Source organism: Nonomuraea sp. NPDC001699, from assembly GCF_053596455.1.
The window spans coordinates 18503-33478 of the sequence record NZ_JBSFGF010000010.1 but is presented as its reverse complement, the minus strand read 5'-3'; the positions used below and the strand labels follow the sequence as shown (position 1 = coordinate 33478).

Below are 14976 nucleotides of genomic sequence, written 5' to 3'. Positions count from 1 at the left end.
GCGACCGGCTGGCCGAGGAGGACTCAGTCGAGCGGCTCGTCTCGCGTAGTCGTCTGGCCGTGGATGCTGGGGCGCAGGTCCAGCTCAACGCGGATCTGTCGGGCCCTGCGGACGGGAGATCGGGGGGTACGGCCAGGCTGAGCGAACCGCACGCGGGATGCCTGCCTGATGGCCTCTTGCCGTCCTTCGATCGGTGCGGGCAGGGGCCGGGTGCGGAGGGTGAACGCGGAGGTTTGTTGGCCGTCGACGATGAGGCGTGCGGCGGCTTGATAAGCGCCGAGGTGGGTGAGGTCGTGCGGGGTGAGCAGCGGCGCGGTGTGGTGCTTGAGGTCGTTCGCGTCCTTGGGTGAGGCGTTGAAGTAGATCTTGTTCCGCGCGTCAGCCGACAGCGCTTCGCGCAGGTCCGCCGGTAGCTGGTCGAGGTGCTGATGGGCGAGCACCAGAGAGAGCCGGTAGCCGCGTGCTTCGGCGAGGACGTCGTTGATGTGGCCGGGCAGGTTGAGGAAGTTGTGGCACTCGTCGATGACGAGGGAGGCGTCGGGCCGGTCGGTTTCGGCAATGTTGGAGCGGCGGGTGGTGGCCTGCCAGGTGTGGGCGAGCAGGATGGAGCCGAACAGCCGGGCGGCGTCATCGCCCAAGATGCCCTTCGGGAGCCGCGCGAGCACCAGGCCGCCTTGGTCGAGGAGCTTGCCGATATGGACGGTGGTGTCGGTGCTGGCCAGTGCCAGCCGCACAAACGGTCGGAGCAGTACGGCGCGGAGCTTGTTCATCACCGGCCCGATGACGGTTGCTTGTCCGGCTGGGGTGAGGGCTTCATAGGAGTCCCAGAACCCGCCCAGCAGGCCGTCGTCCAGACGGTTGACAATCTGCGCGCGGAATGCCGAATCGGTCAGCAAGCGGGGGACATCCGCCAAGGTCGCCTTGCGGCCCAGCACATGGGTCAGGGTGAGGCAGGTAGAGCGCAGCAGGTCATCGACTCGTGGTCCCCAGGCTGTGGAGAAGCAGCGGTGGAAGATGGTGACGACGGAGTCGACGGCGAAGGCGGGGTCGTGTCCGGCGAGGATGTTGATCGACGGCGGCGGTGCCGCGTCTTGCGGGTCGAACACGACGGTTCTGCCAATGGCTCGTTCGGGGAGCCGGTTGAGGATGTCGGTGATCAGGTCACCCTTCGGGTCGATGACCAGGGTGCCCCGACCTGCTGCTGCGTCGGCGAGGACGAGGTTGGCCAGCAGGGTGGATTTGCCGACGCCGGTGCCGCCCAGGACGTGGGTGTGGTGCCGCCCGTCCCGCACCGGTAGCGCAACGGGGCGCTGTGGGCCGCTGTCGGCGTCCCCCAGGATGCGTGCCGTACCACCGGCTGCGTTGCGGGGGACGGCCGGTGACGGGGCAACGGGCCGGGCTCCGGCGCGGGTGACGCCGGGGGCGTCGACGTCCCAGGGTAGGTGCGCGAGCGCGGCCAGCTCAGCGATCGACAGCAGATGGCCCTGGTCGAGGCGGCGTGAGCTGATCGCGCGGGCGGGCCGCCAGAGGCGGGCTCGGCGCAGGTACTGATGGCTGCAGGTGAACAGGGCGAAGACGCCGGCGAGGGTGTGGGCTTGACCTCGAAGCCACCCGCGGACGTGGCCGGAAGGAGCCGCAGCATCACGAACGCCCATCGGCTGGTGGGTTGCGATCGTCGCGCTGGGTTGTCGGCTGGTGGAGACGGCATAGCGGATGGCTACCTCGTAGCGGGGCTGTCCGGCCTTGGCGAGGATCGCGCGGACCTGTTCGGCGCGTTCGGGATAGTCGCGGGCCAGCTCGCTGGGCCGGTGGTCGCGGTTGTCAGTGGGCATGGGGAGGATGGCGTCGAAGAAGCGGCCGACGTGGTTTCGGCTGCCGCCTCCGCGTAGGTGGGCGGCGGCCCGGTAGGCGTGGCGGAGCCGTCGGCCTGTGGCGGGGCGAGCGACGATCTGCACGACGGCGTGTTCGCCTTGGCGGAGTCCGCCCATGGCTTCGAGCAAGGATCGGATGGGGTCATGGTCGTGGTTGGTGGTGAGCGGGAAGTGCTCAGGCCCGGCGAGTACGAGCCTGCCGCCCGCGACCTGCGCGCCTTCGGGCAGGGGCGAGCTGGCGGGTGAGGTGGTGGTGGTCGCGCCCGGCCAAGCGGCTTGGATGGCTTTCTCCACGATGCCGGGCGGTACGGTTCCGGGCACCCACAGCCGGATACGCACTCCGGCGTCGCTGCCGTGGTATTCCCACACCAGGTGCGGCTGCCCGGTGAAGACCCGCGCCCAGGCGGGCCGCAATAGGCCGACCAACTGCCGCCACAGCACCAGCGCCCCCTCGAGGTCGCTACACGGCGGCGAAGAGATCTCAATCAGCCGAGCCTGCGGGGTCATGTCGGCGTGATGAGCCCAGCCGAGCACGTACCGCACGGCAGCGGTCACGGACCAGATGACGGCCAAGGTCAGGGCGACACGGGGCCCATGGAAGAGGGCGAACTCAGGCAGCCGGGCGGGAAGCTTGGCGAGGAAGTCGAGTGCGTCTTCGACGTCCTGCTGGTCGATTTCGCACAGCAGGCACGGGCTTTCAGGATCAGTGAAGGTGAAGATCACAATGGGTCGCCCTCCTCGTCGGCATAGTCCTCGTGGTCGCTGCTGGTCCCGGCGAAGCCGGTCGGCGGGGCTGGTGGTGCGGCTTGTTGACTGAGCTCGGTGAGCTGATCGAGTTGGGCAAGATGGGTGGGATCCGTGGTGACCAGCTCCGCCTCACGGGGCGAGGCGATGACATGGAAGGCTGCTCGGCTGGCCGGCCCAGCGACCAGGAGCGCCTCGCCTCGCTCCGCGGTGAGCAGGAACTGCCGCTCGCCGTCGGTCAGGTCGAAGGCGTCCCCGACCACGCCAATGGCCTGCGGTGCCTGCCGGAGCAGGACCTGGTTGGCGGCGTTGGCGACGATCGCCTGTCCCAGCTCGCTGCCGAGCAGGTCCGCGGCGTCCTGGGTGATGACGGCGAGACCGGCCCAGTGCTTGCGCGCGGCCTTCGCCATCCGGAACAGGAACCGCGCGCCCTCGGGCTCCTTCATCAGCAGCCAGGCTTCGTCCACGACGACCAGTCGCTTCTTGCGGTTACGGGGGTTGGCCACCCGCCGCCAGATGGCGTCCAGCGAGAGCAGGGTGCCGACCGCCTTCAGCTCCTCGGGCAGATCCCGCAGCGAGAACACGATCAGGTGGCCAGACGGATGGGTCGTGGTGGGGCCGTCGAACAACTCGCGGTAGGAGCCTGTGACGTACGGGGCAAGCTGGGCGGCCAGCTCCGGCCCAGCCGAACCGGCGCCTTCTCCACCCCGGCCGCCAGTTCTGGTAAGGAAGGTGACCAGATCGGCGAGGAGCGGGGCGGGCCGGGTCCAGGTGGCGGGGTCGCGGGTGATCCCGGCGGCTTGGTATGTGGCGAGGATCGCCGAATCCAGGACAGCTCTGGCCTGTGCGGTGAGCCGTCCGCCGAGCATGGTTGCGATGAGGGTCTGCAAGAACATCGCCCGCCGCGCCAGCACGTCATCACGAGGGCCGTGGCTGGCGGGCAGGTCGAACGGGTTCCACCGGACTCCGGCCGCGCCGAGGTGCAGGCAGGTGCCACCGACCGCGCGAGCCAGGCGTGCGTATTCGTCTTCGGGGTCGACGACCGCGACCTCGACCCCTTGGTAGAGGAGGCGGAGGGCTTCGAGTTTGGTGAAGAAGCTCTTGCCCGCGCCGCTTCTGGCGAGGACGACGGAGTTGTGGTTGTCCTGGGCGTAGCGGTCCCACAGCACGATGCCAGAGCCGGTGGCGCTCAGCCCGTACAGCACGCTCGTCTCGCCGATCTCGGTGGCGAGGTCGGGTGAGGTGAACGGGAAGGCCGCCGCGAGCGCGCTGGTGTCGAAGGTGCGCATCAGGTTCAGGGAATCGACGCCGAGCGGCAGACACGTCGTCCACCCCTGCAACGCGCGGAACGTGGCCGGCTGCGCTTCGAGCAACAGCGAGGAGGCGAGAGCCCGCACGCGTTCGACCTCAGCGGCCAACTCCGCCTCGGTAGGGGCGTGGATGGTGAGGTACAGGCCGACCCTGAACAGGCGGCCGTGACCTCGGGCGAGACTGTCAGCCAGGTCGGTGGCGTCATCGGCGGCGGCCTCTGCCGCAAAGTCCTGAAGGCGTCCGTGCTGGGCGTCGGCGCGGCTGGCTGATTCCAGGCGGGCAAGCTGGCGGCGCAGCCGCATCGCGGCGACCTGCTGCGGGATGGGATCGATGTGCAGGGAGACGTCAAGGTGGCCAGGGTAGGTGAGCAGGGGCTCCAGCCAGCCCGCGCCGACCTCACGCGGGTAGCCGGTGATGGCGAACGACGCGCAGATGGCGTTGGGCAAGGTGACGGTCCGAGCGCCGACCTGGGCAGCGGCCGGTCGCATCAGCGCGCTTGGCTCCTCGTGGTGGGCGCGGCGGCGTAGCTTCACGCGATGCTCCTGATCGAAGAGGTGACGAGTTCGTCTGGGAGGGCCTGGCCGACGGAATAGCGGCCGCCGGGATCGAGGCACTCGGCGAGCGCCTGGGCGGCTTGATCGGCATCCAGGACGCGGGTGGTCACACCGAGCGAGGCCAGGGCGCGTTCGGTCTCTGCCGCCCGGCGCATGACGACCGCGGCCGAGGCATCTCGCCGTACCGAGCGGCGACCTCGACCGCTGGCAGGATGGTCGCGCAGGACGACGAGGACCTGCCGGGTCAGCAGTTCGCGGGAGGTGTGCAGCTCGGTCAGGTAGGCGGCATGTTCGCGTGCTGCCTGGGCCAGCGCCGGATGCGGCAGAGCCTCGGCTTGGGCCTCTACGGCCTGGACGAGGCCGGTCAGGTCCGCCGGCCGGGCTCGGGCCAGGAGCTGGACGGGCGCTTCGAGGGAGTTCAGCCACCTGCCGAACCCGCCGACCAGCGCTGCCTGCTCGCCAGTGGTACGCAGGTGAAACGACAGCGTGCCGGTCTCGACCAGGACGGCGACGCCGCCGTCTGCGAGTTCGAGCGCGCCGTCCGTGCGGATGGCTCGCACCGGCAGCCGCAGGGGTGCGGGCAGCTTGCCGCGCAGGCGGCACCACCTCGGCGGCTCGGTGACTTCGTCCGGCGTGGCGACCAGCCTCTTGGAGGTCCGGGCGAACTGTACGGCGGCGAGGGCGAACCGGTCCAGGCTCAGCCCGTCCCGTCGTCCGAGGGTGATGGCGATGCCGAGGGCGAGGAGCGGGAGCAGGATCGCGGCCAGGATGACGACGGGCAGGAGCTGGTGGAACAGGTAGTAGACGGCGGCGGCGATGCCGCCGGTCAGGGCAACGATGAGGAGCTGGCGAAAGGTGAGCCCATAGGCGATCTTGTCGGGTTGGTTGATGTCAGCCGGAATGCGGGCCAGCAGCGGCGGCGGCTCTGCCTCGTGCTTCATCGGGTCTCCCCTCGTGCCTGGCGCTGGACACGAGGGGTGCGGCGGGGCGGTGGATCGAGCCGCAGGCGGAGCTGGCCCGGGCGGGGCGCGCGGGTGGGCATGCCAGGAAGCCGGTCCTGCACCCACGGCGGGCGGGGTCGAATCCACGGCCCCGATGCCGAGGGCGTGCTCGCCGCTGGCGTCCCAGGTGGTGCGGGTGGGCGAGGGACGCGGGTGACCGGGAAGGGCAGCGCGAGCTGCGTGCCCTGTCGGGCCCGCCTCGCCGAGGCGGCAGCCGCTTGCGGAGTGGGAGCAGAGGGGGTGGACGACGGCAGGTTGAGCGGGAGTTCGAGCTGCTGCCAGGACGGCGAACGGTTGGGCATGGCGGCTCCCGTCTGCGGGCCGGTTGGAGGCTTAGGTGTCGTTGGGCTGCCGGGCTTCGGGCTTCGACCGGGGCCGCTCCTGCCGTTGCCTGGTCGGCCATGGCGGTGGGCTGCTGCCGCTTGGCCTTTGCGGGCAGCGACGGCTCGGCCGGTCTTGCCGAGAGAGCGGGCGGCGCCGAGGGTCTTGTAGACGATGACGGCTTTGACGAGGCGTTTGAGCAGGTTGGGCTGGCCCTGCTGCCAGATCGTCTTGGCGACCCAGCCGGGAATCTTGACCAGGACGAACAGGACGCCGATCAAGATGAGCGCGTCCAGGGCCCGGTTGAAGGTGGGGCGCATCGTGGCCTCGACCGCCTCGCCCATCCCGGGATTGGTAGGAACGAGGGGGTAAGCGGCTGCAGAGTCGGTGAGGAACAGCTTGAACGCCAAGATCAGCCCGATGGCTTGCAGGATCTGGATGGCGAGCAGGCCGAAGAAGCACCGCCACCACAGCTTCGCGATCCCTTCGGTCTGCGGCAGCGCGTGACACAGCAGGGCGAGCGGTGCGGCGATGATCAGAAACACGAGCAGGGTGATGCGGATCAGGCCGATGAAGGCGAGCGCGAGGCCCATCAGCGCCGCCGCGCCGACCAGCAGCACCAGGAAGAGCACGGTGCCTTTCGGGTCTTTGATCAAGCCGTCCACCTTGGCCGCGATCAGGTTCCCAGCCCGCTGGCCATCGACACCGTCACCGAGCAGCGCGGTAACCATGGCGTTGGTCAGCTCGATGGCGTACTGGCAGATGGTCAGCGAGGCGTTCAGCGCGATCACTGCGACGATCAGGCGCGGGATGATCTCACCCGGCGTGGTGGAGTTGCCGGAGGCACCGCCGTAGGCCATCACGATGACGCCCCCGGCCAGCACCATCAGCATCAGCAGTGCGTTGGCGACGAGCTGGACGTGGCCGGACAGCTCCCGGACACGCTCCAGCATCATCGGTGGAGGGGCGGCCAGCAGAGTGCTTCCGACCAGCGTGAAGGCGGGGTTGATCGCGTCGGTCACCAGGCTGGTGAACCAGCCGTTCATCGCCTGGTTGATCTTGCAGCCGACATCCATCCACCCGCACTCCTGCACCGCATTCGGCGGCGTCGAAGGCGATGTTGTGGGCGGTGTGACGGGCGGAATCCAGGTCACCTGCGGCGCCGGACCCGGACTCGGGCTCGCGATGGCGGAAGGCGTCGGAGCGGGCTCAGCCAGGGTAGGCCCGGCAGCGAATACGGAGACACTCACTGCGGCCGTCCCCATCAGCGCGATGGCTAGGCAGGCGCGGCGTAGCCGGCGCAGCCGTCCGCTGGTCCGGCTCCGGTGATGAACGCCTGTCATCAGGCGCCCACGATGCCTTTGAGCATGGTCACCAGGAGTGGAGCGAGGGCGGCGATGCCGTAGCCGAGGGCGGCGTAGCGCAGACCCTTCTTGGCGGCTTCAACTTCGCCGGGGTCGCCACCGGCCAGGATGTAGCGGACTCCTGCGACGGTGAGGAACAAGGTGGCGAGTGCCACGAGAAGGCCCACGATGACGTTGCGCAGGTTGTCGATCACCGCGTTCAGCGAAGACGGAGCCGCTGCCGCATTGACCGCTTCCAGGCCGGTGGACTCGGCGAAGGCGACGGCATGGACGATCACGTATTCGAGCAGGGCGCCCATGACGAGACCGCCGAGAACGACCAGAACGATGAGACAGATTCTGAGGCTGAGGGCGTGGGAAGAAGTGGTACGGCGCGGGCGAATCACGTGCTGCCTCCCAGAGCGATGGAGCGGAGCGAACGGCGGTCGCGGACGGGCGACGACGCGGGTCGATGGGGGGCGATCGTGTGAGGAGAGGGCGGCGCGGAGGTGCCGGGCCCGGCGCGGGGCCGGGTGGGCGTCCTCCTTCGAGGTGCGGAGCGTGGGCTGGGCCGGGTGACAGGGACCGGTGACCAGGTACGGGTCCCGCTGCCGGGCTCGGCGATCTTCCGCGCTGCCTTCACCTGTCCAAAGACCAGGTCGAAGGGCCGAGTTAGGACATCGGCGCCAGTGGATTTTGCTCGGCCTTTGCTGGCAAACTCGCGCTGGCGCCGGTCCGATCACTACAGGTTGCGCTTGAGAAACGCCTGGTAGAGGGCGTTCTCGGCGCGCTGACGGCGCTTGAGCGCGGTGCAGTACAGCAGGCCGCGGCGGCGGCAGTAGGAGCTGAGCGAGACGCCCTCCAGCCGGGTCAAGCCGATCAGCTCCGCCTCATCCCGTGTGATGACCCCCTCGGCGACCGCCTGGGCGAGCAGCAGGTCGGGGTGGCCTGTCGGGCAGGCGAGTGACTGCTGCCGCTCCTCGGCGCGGTCGATCAGGTCCGGGTCCGCCAGCAGGGTGGGTCGCTGCGGGACGTAGGCGCGCAGTACGGCGAACTGCGTGAGCCGTGACAGTCGTAGGACCGGATGGGACCAGGCCAGCTTCACCCGGGTCAGGGCTTCCATGTAAGCAGCCAGCACTTCGGCTTCCAGGTCCTCCCGATCAGCACTGGCCAGGCGGTTGCCCCGCTCGCCGTGAATCTCGATGGTGAGTGCGGTGACGAGGCGGCGCAGCATCGGGATGGCGAGCGCGACGGCGGCGACCATCCATGCGCCTCGATGGGTGCGGGCCTGCTCGATGAGATGCCGCCACACGTGGTCGCGGGTGATGCGTGAGCAGGACGGGTGCAGCAGGATCATCCGCAGTTCGTCCATCGGGATCGGCCGGGCAGGAAGCCCTTGTCCCAGGGCCGCGCCGTCGACCGACAGTGGGTCCGGGCCGCGCATGAGCAGGTGGAAGGCGTGTTCGGCCACGTCCAGTGCCATCGAACTTGCCAGCCCCGGCACGTCGTCGAGCTCGCGTCGCGTTCGGTGTGGGGTTTCGAGTGAGAGGGCGGACGCTTCGATGGGAGCCGGGCCTGGAACGGACAGGCCAGTGGTGGGCCGGTCAGTACTGCTCGACGAGTTCCCGGGATTGGTGGTCGCGCTACTGGTCGAGCTGACGATGTCTACGGAGAGGCGGACCGAAGGGTGAGACATAGCGACGCTCCCAAGGAGGAGATTCGGTTCGGACGTCGCCATCCGGCCAGAGGCTCTGGGCAGGAACCGGGCGGAAAATGATCAGACATCGGACAGCGTAAAGATCACGTCAGTTTCGGATCGTGTCTCAGAATTAGGGATGACCTGCGAAAACGCGGGAACCAGGCGGTCTGTGCCTGCAGATCGGAGTGCGGCCGTATCCCGTGATGCTGGGTGCGGAAAGCTGCCTGACCTGCGGGAACGGGATGAGGTCGAAACTCTCGCGTCAAGATTGCGTCAATGGGTGGACCTGGGCTCGAACCGAGGACCGCACCTGGCTTTCGTCAGGAGCCTTCGTCGTGGCCGTTCGGCCGGGTGATGGGCCGGCTGGTGCGAAGCATGCGGGCCTCGGCCCTCGCGCGAGTAATGACAGCCGAGACGGCCTCGGCCGCGCGACGGTCTGCCAGACGGCGGATCTCCTGGGGTGGGTCCCGGTCGTCGATGATGAAGAGGGTTCCGTTGTCGGCGACGTGCGTGCGTACGTGCCAGCCGAGCTGGCGTCCGGCTGCTCGCGCTGCACGGCGTAGGTCGGAGAGCTCACCCAGTCCGGTCACGGTCGCATGGTCGAGAATGAGCTCGCCGTAGAAGCCGCGAAACTCCGGCTTGAGGCCGGCGCTCATCATCGCTTTGAGCTGGTCGACGAGCTTGGCGAAGCGGCGTTCGGCCAGTTCGTCCTTCCGGCCCGGCATGTGAACCACCTCCCGGTGACACGGCTGGGGCCGCGTTGTCTCAGCGTAGGCGGATGCTGCCGGGCGGTGGCGCTAATCGGGATGAAGGTGAGCGATGAATACTGCCCGAGAGGTGTACGGCACGCGCACGAGAATGCTGTGACCTGAGGAAACGTGCTCTTCCAGATGGGGGCATGTCTTCGATGTTCGGGTGCCTCACGGGAGATTAAGCCCATCCCGGCCAGAAGACGGGAGCGCAGAGAAGAGCAAGGCGGAGTCATCCACGTACACATGGCGGAGTCGCATGTAAGTGGCCGCCCTTGTCGAACCTTTGCTTGACGGACTGTCCCAACTCGGGCTCTCGCGCCGGTATTTGGATCAGTGACAGGGACACGTGATCCGGTACTCGGGCCACATCTACATGACCGAACCGACCACCACCTCTTCGTCCACCACCTCCACTCCAGCCATAGATCTCTTCCGGGAGCTGTGCGTAATCCGCGAGGTGCAGGACCCTTCACGGGGACACCTGCCGCTGACCGTGTGGCTGGCGGCATCCGACACCGAATCCGTCCCCGCCTGCGGGGGAGGCTGCTGCCACCCAGTCAGCGGTCCGCTGGCCCGCCACCTCATCGCTGCGTGTGCTCGGTTGGGAGAGACGGTCGTTCATCTCGGCGCCAGCGATCATCAGCTGATCTCGGCCGCGTTGACGGCGGGCTGCCTGCCGGTGGCCGTCTTCACCAACACCGCCCGCGCGGGCGTGATCTGGACCCGGCTCGCACGCACCCATCCTGCCCACGACCTGGAGGTCACCGACCTGCGCATCACCGACCTCGGCGACGAGGCGCCGTTGGCCGACCTCGCCGACGGCGCAGGGCTGGTGGTGTCGGAGCAGGCCTGCGACCAGCCGGGCCGGCGTCCCGGACGGTCAAGCTCGCCGGACGCTGTCAAGGCGCACGGCATCGCGGCGGCGGCGAGGCTGGTGAAGCCAGGAGGGCATCTGGCCGTCGTAACCGGCCTGCACCGAGCCGATCGCGTGGTCGATCCGCTGCCGGAAATCATCATTCAGGCCCGCAAAACGGGGCTGGTGTATCTGCAGCACATCATCGCCCTGCATCACCCCGCTCGCGGCGAGTACACGGAACCAGGCCACCTGCGTCCCGGTCTGGCCACCCTCCAAGAACTTCCTTCGTGTGCCGGCCTGCTCGCCAGCACCCGGGTCCACTCGGACGTCCTGCTGTTCACCCGCCCACGAAGGCTCGCCGAGCCGCCCGAACCGACGGACAGTACCGCTTCGCCAGCCGCCGCCGAGGTCGTTGCTCAGGCAGCTGGAGGTGGGCGTTGACGGCCGAGGTGACGACGTCGGTGTGGGCGACCGGGCAACAGCCCTCGCGCGTGCAGCGGCGCGGCCGGTACCTGCCGGAGTCGATGGGGCATCCGGGCAAGATGCTCCCCTCGATCGCCGCTCGGGTGATCGGCACCTACACGCGGCCGGGGGAGCTGGTGGTCGACCCAATGTGCGGGATCGGCACCACCCTGGTCGAGGCCACACACCTCGGCAGGCACGCCGCGGGGGTGGAGTACGAGGAGAGATGGGCGAGGCTGGCGGTCGCCAACCTCGCCGACGCCAGGAAGCAGGGAGCCGAAGGGGCCGGCAGGGTGGTAGCCGGGGACTCGCGCAACATTGCCCGGCTGCTGCCGGACCTGGCGGAGCGGGCGGCGCTGGTGCTGACCTCCCCGCCGTACGGCGCAGCCACTCACGGGCACATCCGATCCACCCGCGACACCGGCGAGCCAGGGGTGCGCAAGTGGAACCACCACTACTCGGCCGATCGCGGCAACCTCGCCCATCAACAGCTCCCGGCGCTGCTGGAAGGGTTCGGCCGCATCCTGGCCGGATGCGTGCAGTTGCTGCGGCCAGGCGGCGCGGTGGCGATCACCGTGCGCCCGTACCGGGTGCGGGGCGAGCTGGTCGATCTGCCCGGCCACGTCCATCAGGTCGCCCAGAAGGCAGGGCTGGTGTTCGCCGACCGGATCGTGTGCCTGCTGTGCGGGCTCGGCGACGGCCACCTCCTCAACCGGGCGTCGTTCTTCCAGCTCCACGAGGCACGTAAGGCATGGGCGCGCGGCCTGCCCATTCACGCGGTCGCGCACGAGGACCTGCTGGTGTTCGTACGCCCGCAACCGCCTCGGCCGACGACGGCCGAGGTCGGCTCGCACCTTCGAGACGGTCGCGAGCTGGAGTAGCGCCGAGTGGGCCCCTGTTCCTGGCCCGGATTCGGGCCGGGAACAGGGGCACGTGCCCTGACCTGCGGATTTCGCTTGACACGGGCCATGAAGGTGGGCGTCGATACCGCCGTCACCAACCCCGCCCGGCATCCCGCGTGCCGGGGCTGTGACCGCCCCGTCCTCAACGGGACGGCACCCCTCGGCCCCGGACCCGTCGCGGGGCCGGTCGGCGGCGTAGCGCCCACCACAGCCCGCACCGGCCGGACGGGGCCGCAGATCGCACGCGGCACGGAACGGCCCCTGTTCATCAACGCGCATGGAGGTGACGCATGACCAGCACAACCCCGAACGAACTCCTCGCAGCCGGGGCAGCCGAGCGGCTGGAGGTGGTGAGCCTGCTGGCGGCCGGGAGGCTGCTCGGGATGGGCCGCACCAAGGCATACCGGCTCGCGAAAGCGGGTGAGTTCCCGTGCCGGGTGCTGCGGATCGGCGGCCGGTACGCCGTACCGGTGCGTGGGCTGCGGGCGCTCCTCGACCCGCCAGCTGCACGACTCGATCACATCAACCCGGGCGGCGACAGCCGTCCGACCAGCGAGGAAGGATGACCACGATGGCCAAGAAGCCGGTCAAGCCGACGGTAGGCAACGGGGCGACCGTCGCCAGGGGCACCACGCACAAGATCTGCTCCTGCACCGACCCCGAGACCGGCAAGAACATCGGCAAGACATGTCCGAAGCTGCGCAGCACGCACACTGACGGCGGCCAGCGGTGGAGCTCCACGCACGGCACATGGGCCTACCAACTGGAGTTGCCCGCGCAGGCCGACGGCAGGAGGCGGACCCCGCTGCGGCGGCGCGGGTTCGCGACGTTGGAGGACGCGGAGGCGGAGCTGGATCACGCTCGCGGACTGCTGGCCCTGGATCCCGACCCGGCGGTGCGCAGGCAAATCGCCGCTCTGATGTTGTCGGTGATCAAGGACACCAAGCAGCTTCCCGACACCGAAGAGGTGCGGCGCAAGGTCCGCACACATCAGGACCTGAACCGGCACGTCACCGTCGCCGAATGGCTGGAGGAGTTCCTCAAGCGCAAGCGCGCCATCGAGCCGACCACCAAACGCGCCTATGAGTCCCACCCGGCTGTACCTCAGCCCGTATCTGGGTGACATCCGGCTGGATCGGCTGCGGGTGTCGGACATCGCGGGCATGTTCGACGCGATCGAGGAGTTCAACGAGATCATCGCCACCGAACGCGCCAGCGGTGACCCTGCACGCGTGCGAGCTGTCCGGTATCGGCGTCCGGTCGGTCCCACCACGATGCATCGCATCCGGGCGACGCTCCGGCACGCGCTCAACATGGCGATTCGGCAGGATCGGCTGCTGGACTTCAACCCGGCCGCCGTTGTCGAGCTCGGCGCGGTGACCCGGCCCAAGCCGGTCATCTGGACCGAGGAGCGAGTGACCCAGTGGCGACAGGACCACACCGCTCATCTGGACCGGCTCAAGAGGGTCCGCGAGGGCAAGCGGATCGACCCGGTCGCGGCCCACATCGGTGCGCCGCGCCCGTCGCCGGTCATGGTGTGGACGCCCGAGCAGACGAACGCCTTCCTCGCTCACGCGCGAAAGGACCGGTTGTTCGTCCTGTATCGGCTGATCGCGATGCGCGGCCTGAGGCGTGGGGAAGGGGTGGGGCTGCGCTGGACCGATGTCATCTTCGAGCGGTCGAGGATCGGGATTCACTGGCAGATCACCCAGCTCGGCTGGGACCCGATCCAGGGCACTCCCAAGACCGATGCCAGCGATCGCGAGATCGCCGTCGACACCGAGACCATGGCCCTGCTCAAAGAACACAAGAAACGGCAAGCTCGGGAGCGGCTGGCCGCGGGCGAGGACTGGGTGGACTCGGGGTTCGTCTTCACCGACGAGTTCGGGCGGCCGCTGCATCCCCAGCATGTGACCGACCGCTTCTACCAGATCTGCTACCAGGCGGGCCTGCCACCGATTCGGCTGCACGACCTGCGCCACGGCGCGGCCACCGCGATGCTCGCCGCCGGGGTGGACATCAAGATCGTGCAGGAGACACTAGGGCACAAGACATCCGCGTTCACCCGTGACACCTACACCAGCGTCTACCCGGAGGCGGCTGCGGCTGCCGCCGAGGCAACCGCTGCATTTCTCACCGGATCGGCCGTTCCCGGGCCCCGGCCAGTGCTGTTCGGACGAGCCGCCACTGATCCCACAGGGACGGAGATGCTCAGCGAGACGAAGGGGGCAGTGATTCACCTGCCCACCAGGTAGCCGTCAGGAAGAAGCACGTCGGTGCTGTGGCCTGCGGACGTGACTGCGGCGCATCTCGGCGCGTCTCGGTCCGGCAGCAGCACAGGCTGGGAAGGTGGCGTGCTGCTGCCGGACGTCTACGGAGGTGGGCGGCCCCTCGCGTCGCACGGCCCTGCGTCTGCGACGCCATTTCAATCGAGGGGCCGCCCTGGGCGGCGATCAGGCGGACGGGGGCACCGCCGTGATCGCCGTCGGAAAGGTGGCAGGCCGATCTCCGTCTATCCGCCAGCCACCTGTGGCCCACCGCGTCCACGCCTGCACTCCAGGCGTTCGCGGTCACCACCATCTCGAGAGCGTGCGAGCTCGTCTGCATGACGGTCGTGCGCTCTCGAGAAGAAGTGCTCTCACCCGGCCTCCCGGACAGGACCGGGTGAGAGGGCTGCCAGCCGCAGGAATCCTCCGCCTGTGGCGGGTTGTGGCTGACAAGGTTGTGTGGCCTATCCGGCGACGCCGAACGGTGGGTTGGGTCGGCGTCGGCCCTGCCCGCCGCCGGTCGTGGGGCGGCGGGGGTGCGCCATCCAGGCGGTTTATCCGGAGGCAGGTCAGGCGGGTTGGTGAGTGGCTGGGGTCAGCACGTGGCCGATGCGTTCGGCGGCGATGGCCGTGTCGCTAATCGGGGTGATCGGTTCGGCCCACGACCACCAGAAGCTCCATTCGCCTTCTACCGGTGCGGCGGTGATGACTTCGCACAGGGTGGCGCAGCCGGGGTTGATTACCCGCAGGCGCGGCAGATGCTCAGGCCGGGTGAGGATGCGGGCGTGCAGGCCCCGTGCCAGCAGGAGGGTTTGGAGGTCGCTGAGGTGGGTGGTGGCTTGGTCGGCCTCGGCGACGGGGACGGGTTCAGACATGAGACGGTCACTCCCAGC

The 14976-nt window shown here is 69.0% G+C and carries 14 protein-coding genes; 6 read left to right on the top strand and 8 right to left on the bottom strand.

What is annotated here, in order from left to right:
* Positions 1-23: 23 nt before the first annotated feature.
* The 4 genes from ACWCSU_RS28440 to ACWCSU_RS28425 are packed head-to-tail and all read right to left on the bottom strand — an operon-like array spanning position 24 to position 6878.
* Positions 24-2594, bottom strand: coding sequence for a type IV secretory system conjugative DNA transfer family protein (locus ACWCSU_RS28440; RefSeq protein WP_449938955.1), 2571 nt, complete (start codon positions 2592-2594; stop codon positions 24-26).
* Positions 2591-4459: a VirB4 family type IV secretion system protein gene (locus ACWCSU_RS28435; RefSeq protein WP_449938952.1), complete on the bottom strand. Its 1869-nt coding sequence runs from the start codon at positions 4457-4459 to the stop codon at positions 2591-2593. The genes ACWCSU_RS28440 and ACWCSU_RS28435 overlap by 4 nt, the downstream gene beginning before the upstream one ends.
* Entirely contained in the window at positions 4456-5421 is a 966-nt protein-coding gene (locus ACWCSU_RS28430) for a PrgI family protein (protein WP_449938950.1), read from the bottom strand. Before ACWCSU_RS28430 ends, ACWCSU_RS28435 begins: the two co-directional genes overlap by 4 nt.
* Positions 5418-6878 carry a hypothetical protein gene (locus ACWCSU_RS28425; RefSeq protein WP_449939361.1) on the bottom strand — a complete coding sequence of 487 codons (1461 nt, stop codon included), beginning with the start codon at positions 6876-6878 and terminating at the stop codon, positions 5418-5420. The genes ACWCSU_RS28430 and ACWCSU_RS28425 overlap by 4 nt, the downstream gene beginning before the upstream one ends.
* Between ACWCSU_RS28425 and ACWCSU_RS28420 the strand changes: the two genes are divergently transcribed.
* Positions 6781-7131, top strand: coding sequence for a hypothetical protein (locus tag ACWCSU_RS28420; RefSeq protein WP_449938948.1), 351 nt, complete (start codon positions 6781-6783; stop codon positions 7129-7131). The two genes, ACWCSU_RS28425 and ACWCSU_RS28420, sit on opposite strands and share 98 nt — an antisense overlap.
* A gap of 13 nt (positions 7132-7144) precedes the next feature.
* On the opposite strand, the gene ACWCSU_RS28415 is transcribed toward ACWCSU_RS28420, so the two are convergent.
* From ACWCSU_RS28415 to ACWCSU_RS28405, 3 genes are all read right to left on the bottom strand, one after another.
* Positions 7145-7552 carry a pilin gene (locus tag ACWCSU_RS28415; RefSeq protein ID WP_449938946.1) on the bottom strand — a complete coding sequence of 136 codons (408 nt, stop codon included), beginning with the start codon at positions 7550-7552 and terminating at the stop codon, positions 7145-7147.
* Positions 7553-7887: 335 nt separating this feature from the next.
* Positions 7888-8628, bottom strand: a complete 741-nt coding sequence (locus tag ACWCSU_RS28410) for a hypothetical protein (protein WP_449938943.1) — start codon at positions 8626-8628, stop codon at positions 7888-7890.
* Between the two features lie 536 nt (positions 8629-9164).
* The gene (locus ACWCSU_RS28405; protein ID WP_449938941.1) at positions 9165-9569 is read right to left on the bottom strand and encodes a hypothetical protein; all 405 of its coding nucleotides are present in this window, start codon (positions 9567-9569) and stop codon (positions 9165-9167) included.
* Between the two features lie 373 nt (positions 9570-9942).
* Between ACWCSU_RS28405 and ACWCSU_RS28400 the strand changes: the two genes are divergently transcribed.
* The 5 genes from ACWCSU_RS28400 to ACWCSU_RS28380 all read left to right on the top strand — a co-directional run bounded on the left by ACWCSU_RS28400 (position 9943) and on the right by ACWCSU_RS28380 (position 14071).
* On the top strand, positions 9943-10893 hold the full coding sequence (locus ACWCSU_RS28400) for a hypothetical protein (protein WP_449938939.1): 951 nt from the start codon (positions 9943-9945) through the stop codon (positions 10891-10893).
* Positions 10890-11795: a TRM11 family SAM-dependent methyltransferase gene (locus ACWCSU_RS28395; RefSeq protein ID WP_449938936.1), complete on the top strand. Its 906-nt coding sequence runs from the start codon at positions 10890-10892 to the stop codon at positions 11793-11795. The genes ACWCSU_RS28400 and ACWCSU_RS28395 overlap by 4 nt, the downstream gene beginning before the upstream one ends.
* A gap of 311 nt (positions 11796-12106) precedes the next feature.
* The gene (locus ACWCSU_RS28390; RefSeq protein ID WP_449938934.1) at positions 12107-12382 is read left to right on the top strand and encodes a helix-turn-helix transcriptional regulator; all 276 of its coding nucleotides are present in this window, start codon (positions 12107-12109) and stop codon (positions 12380-12382) included.
* 5 nt (positions 12383-12387) lie between these two features.
* Positions 12388-12939 (top strand): hypothetical protein, encoded by a 552-nt coding sequence (locus ACWCSU_RS28385; protein ID WP_449938931.1) that lies wholly within the window; start codon positions 12388-12390, stop codon positions 12937-12939.
* Positions 12899-14071 carry a tyrosine-type recombinase/integrase gene (locus tag ACWCSU_RS28380; RefSeq protein WP_449938929.1) on the top strand — a complete coding sequence of 391 codons (1173 nt, stop codon included), beginning with the start codon at positions 12899-12901 and terminating at the stop codon, positions 14069-14071. The genes ACWCSU_RS28385 and ACWCSU_RS28380 overlap by 41 nt, the downstream gene beginning before the upstream one ends.
* Before the next feature lie 581 nt (positions 14072-14652).
* Here ACWCSU_RS28380 and ACWCSU_RS28375 read toward each other — a convergent pair.
* Complete coding sequence (locus tag ACWCSU_RS28375; RefSeq protein ID WP_449938927.1) at positions 14653-14958, bottom strand: hypothetical protein; 306 nt, start codon at positions 14956-14958, stop codon at positions 14653-14655.
* Positions 14959-14976 lie beyond the last annotated feature (18 nt).

Excerpts from the sequence above, each read along its gene's own strand:
- ACWCSU_RS28430 (WP_449938950.1), bottom strand. The coding sequence starts at position 5,421 with ATGAAGCACGAGGCAGAGCCGCCGCCGCTGCTGGCCCGCATTCCGGCT.
- ACWCSU_RS28425 (WP_449939361.1), bottom strand. The coding sequence starts at position 6,878 with ATGGATGTCGGCTGCAAGATCAACCAGGCGATGAACGGCTGGTTCACC.
- ACWCSU_RS28410 (WP_449938943.1), bottom strand. The coding sequence starts at position 8,628 with ATGGCACTGGACGTGGCCGAACACGCCTTCCACCTGCTCATGCGCGGC.
- ACWCSU_RS28405 (WP_449938941.1), bottom strand. The coding sequence starts at position 9,569 with ATGCCGGGCCGGAAGGACGAACTGGCCGAACGCCGCTTCGCCAAGCTC.
- ACWCSU_RS28390 (WP_449938934.1), top strand. The coding sequence starts at position 12,107 with ATGACCAGCACAACCCCGAACGAACTCCTCGCAGCCGGGGCAGCCGAG.
- ACWCSU_RS28385 (WP_449938931.1), top strand. The coding sequence starts at position 12,388 with ATGGCCAAGAAGCCGGTCAAGCCGACGGTAGGCAACGGGGCGACCGTC.
- ACWCSU_RS28380 (WP_449938929.1), top strand. The coding sequence starts at position 12,899 with ATGAGTCCCACCCGGCTGTACCTCAGCCCGTATCTGGGTGACATCCGG.
- ACWCSU_RS28375 (WP_449938927.1), bottom strand. The coding sequence starts at position 14,958 with ATGTCTGAACCCGTCCCCGTCGCCGAGGCCGACCAAGCCACCACCCAC.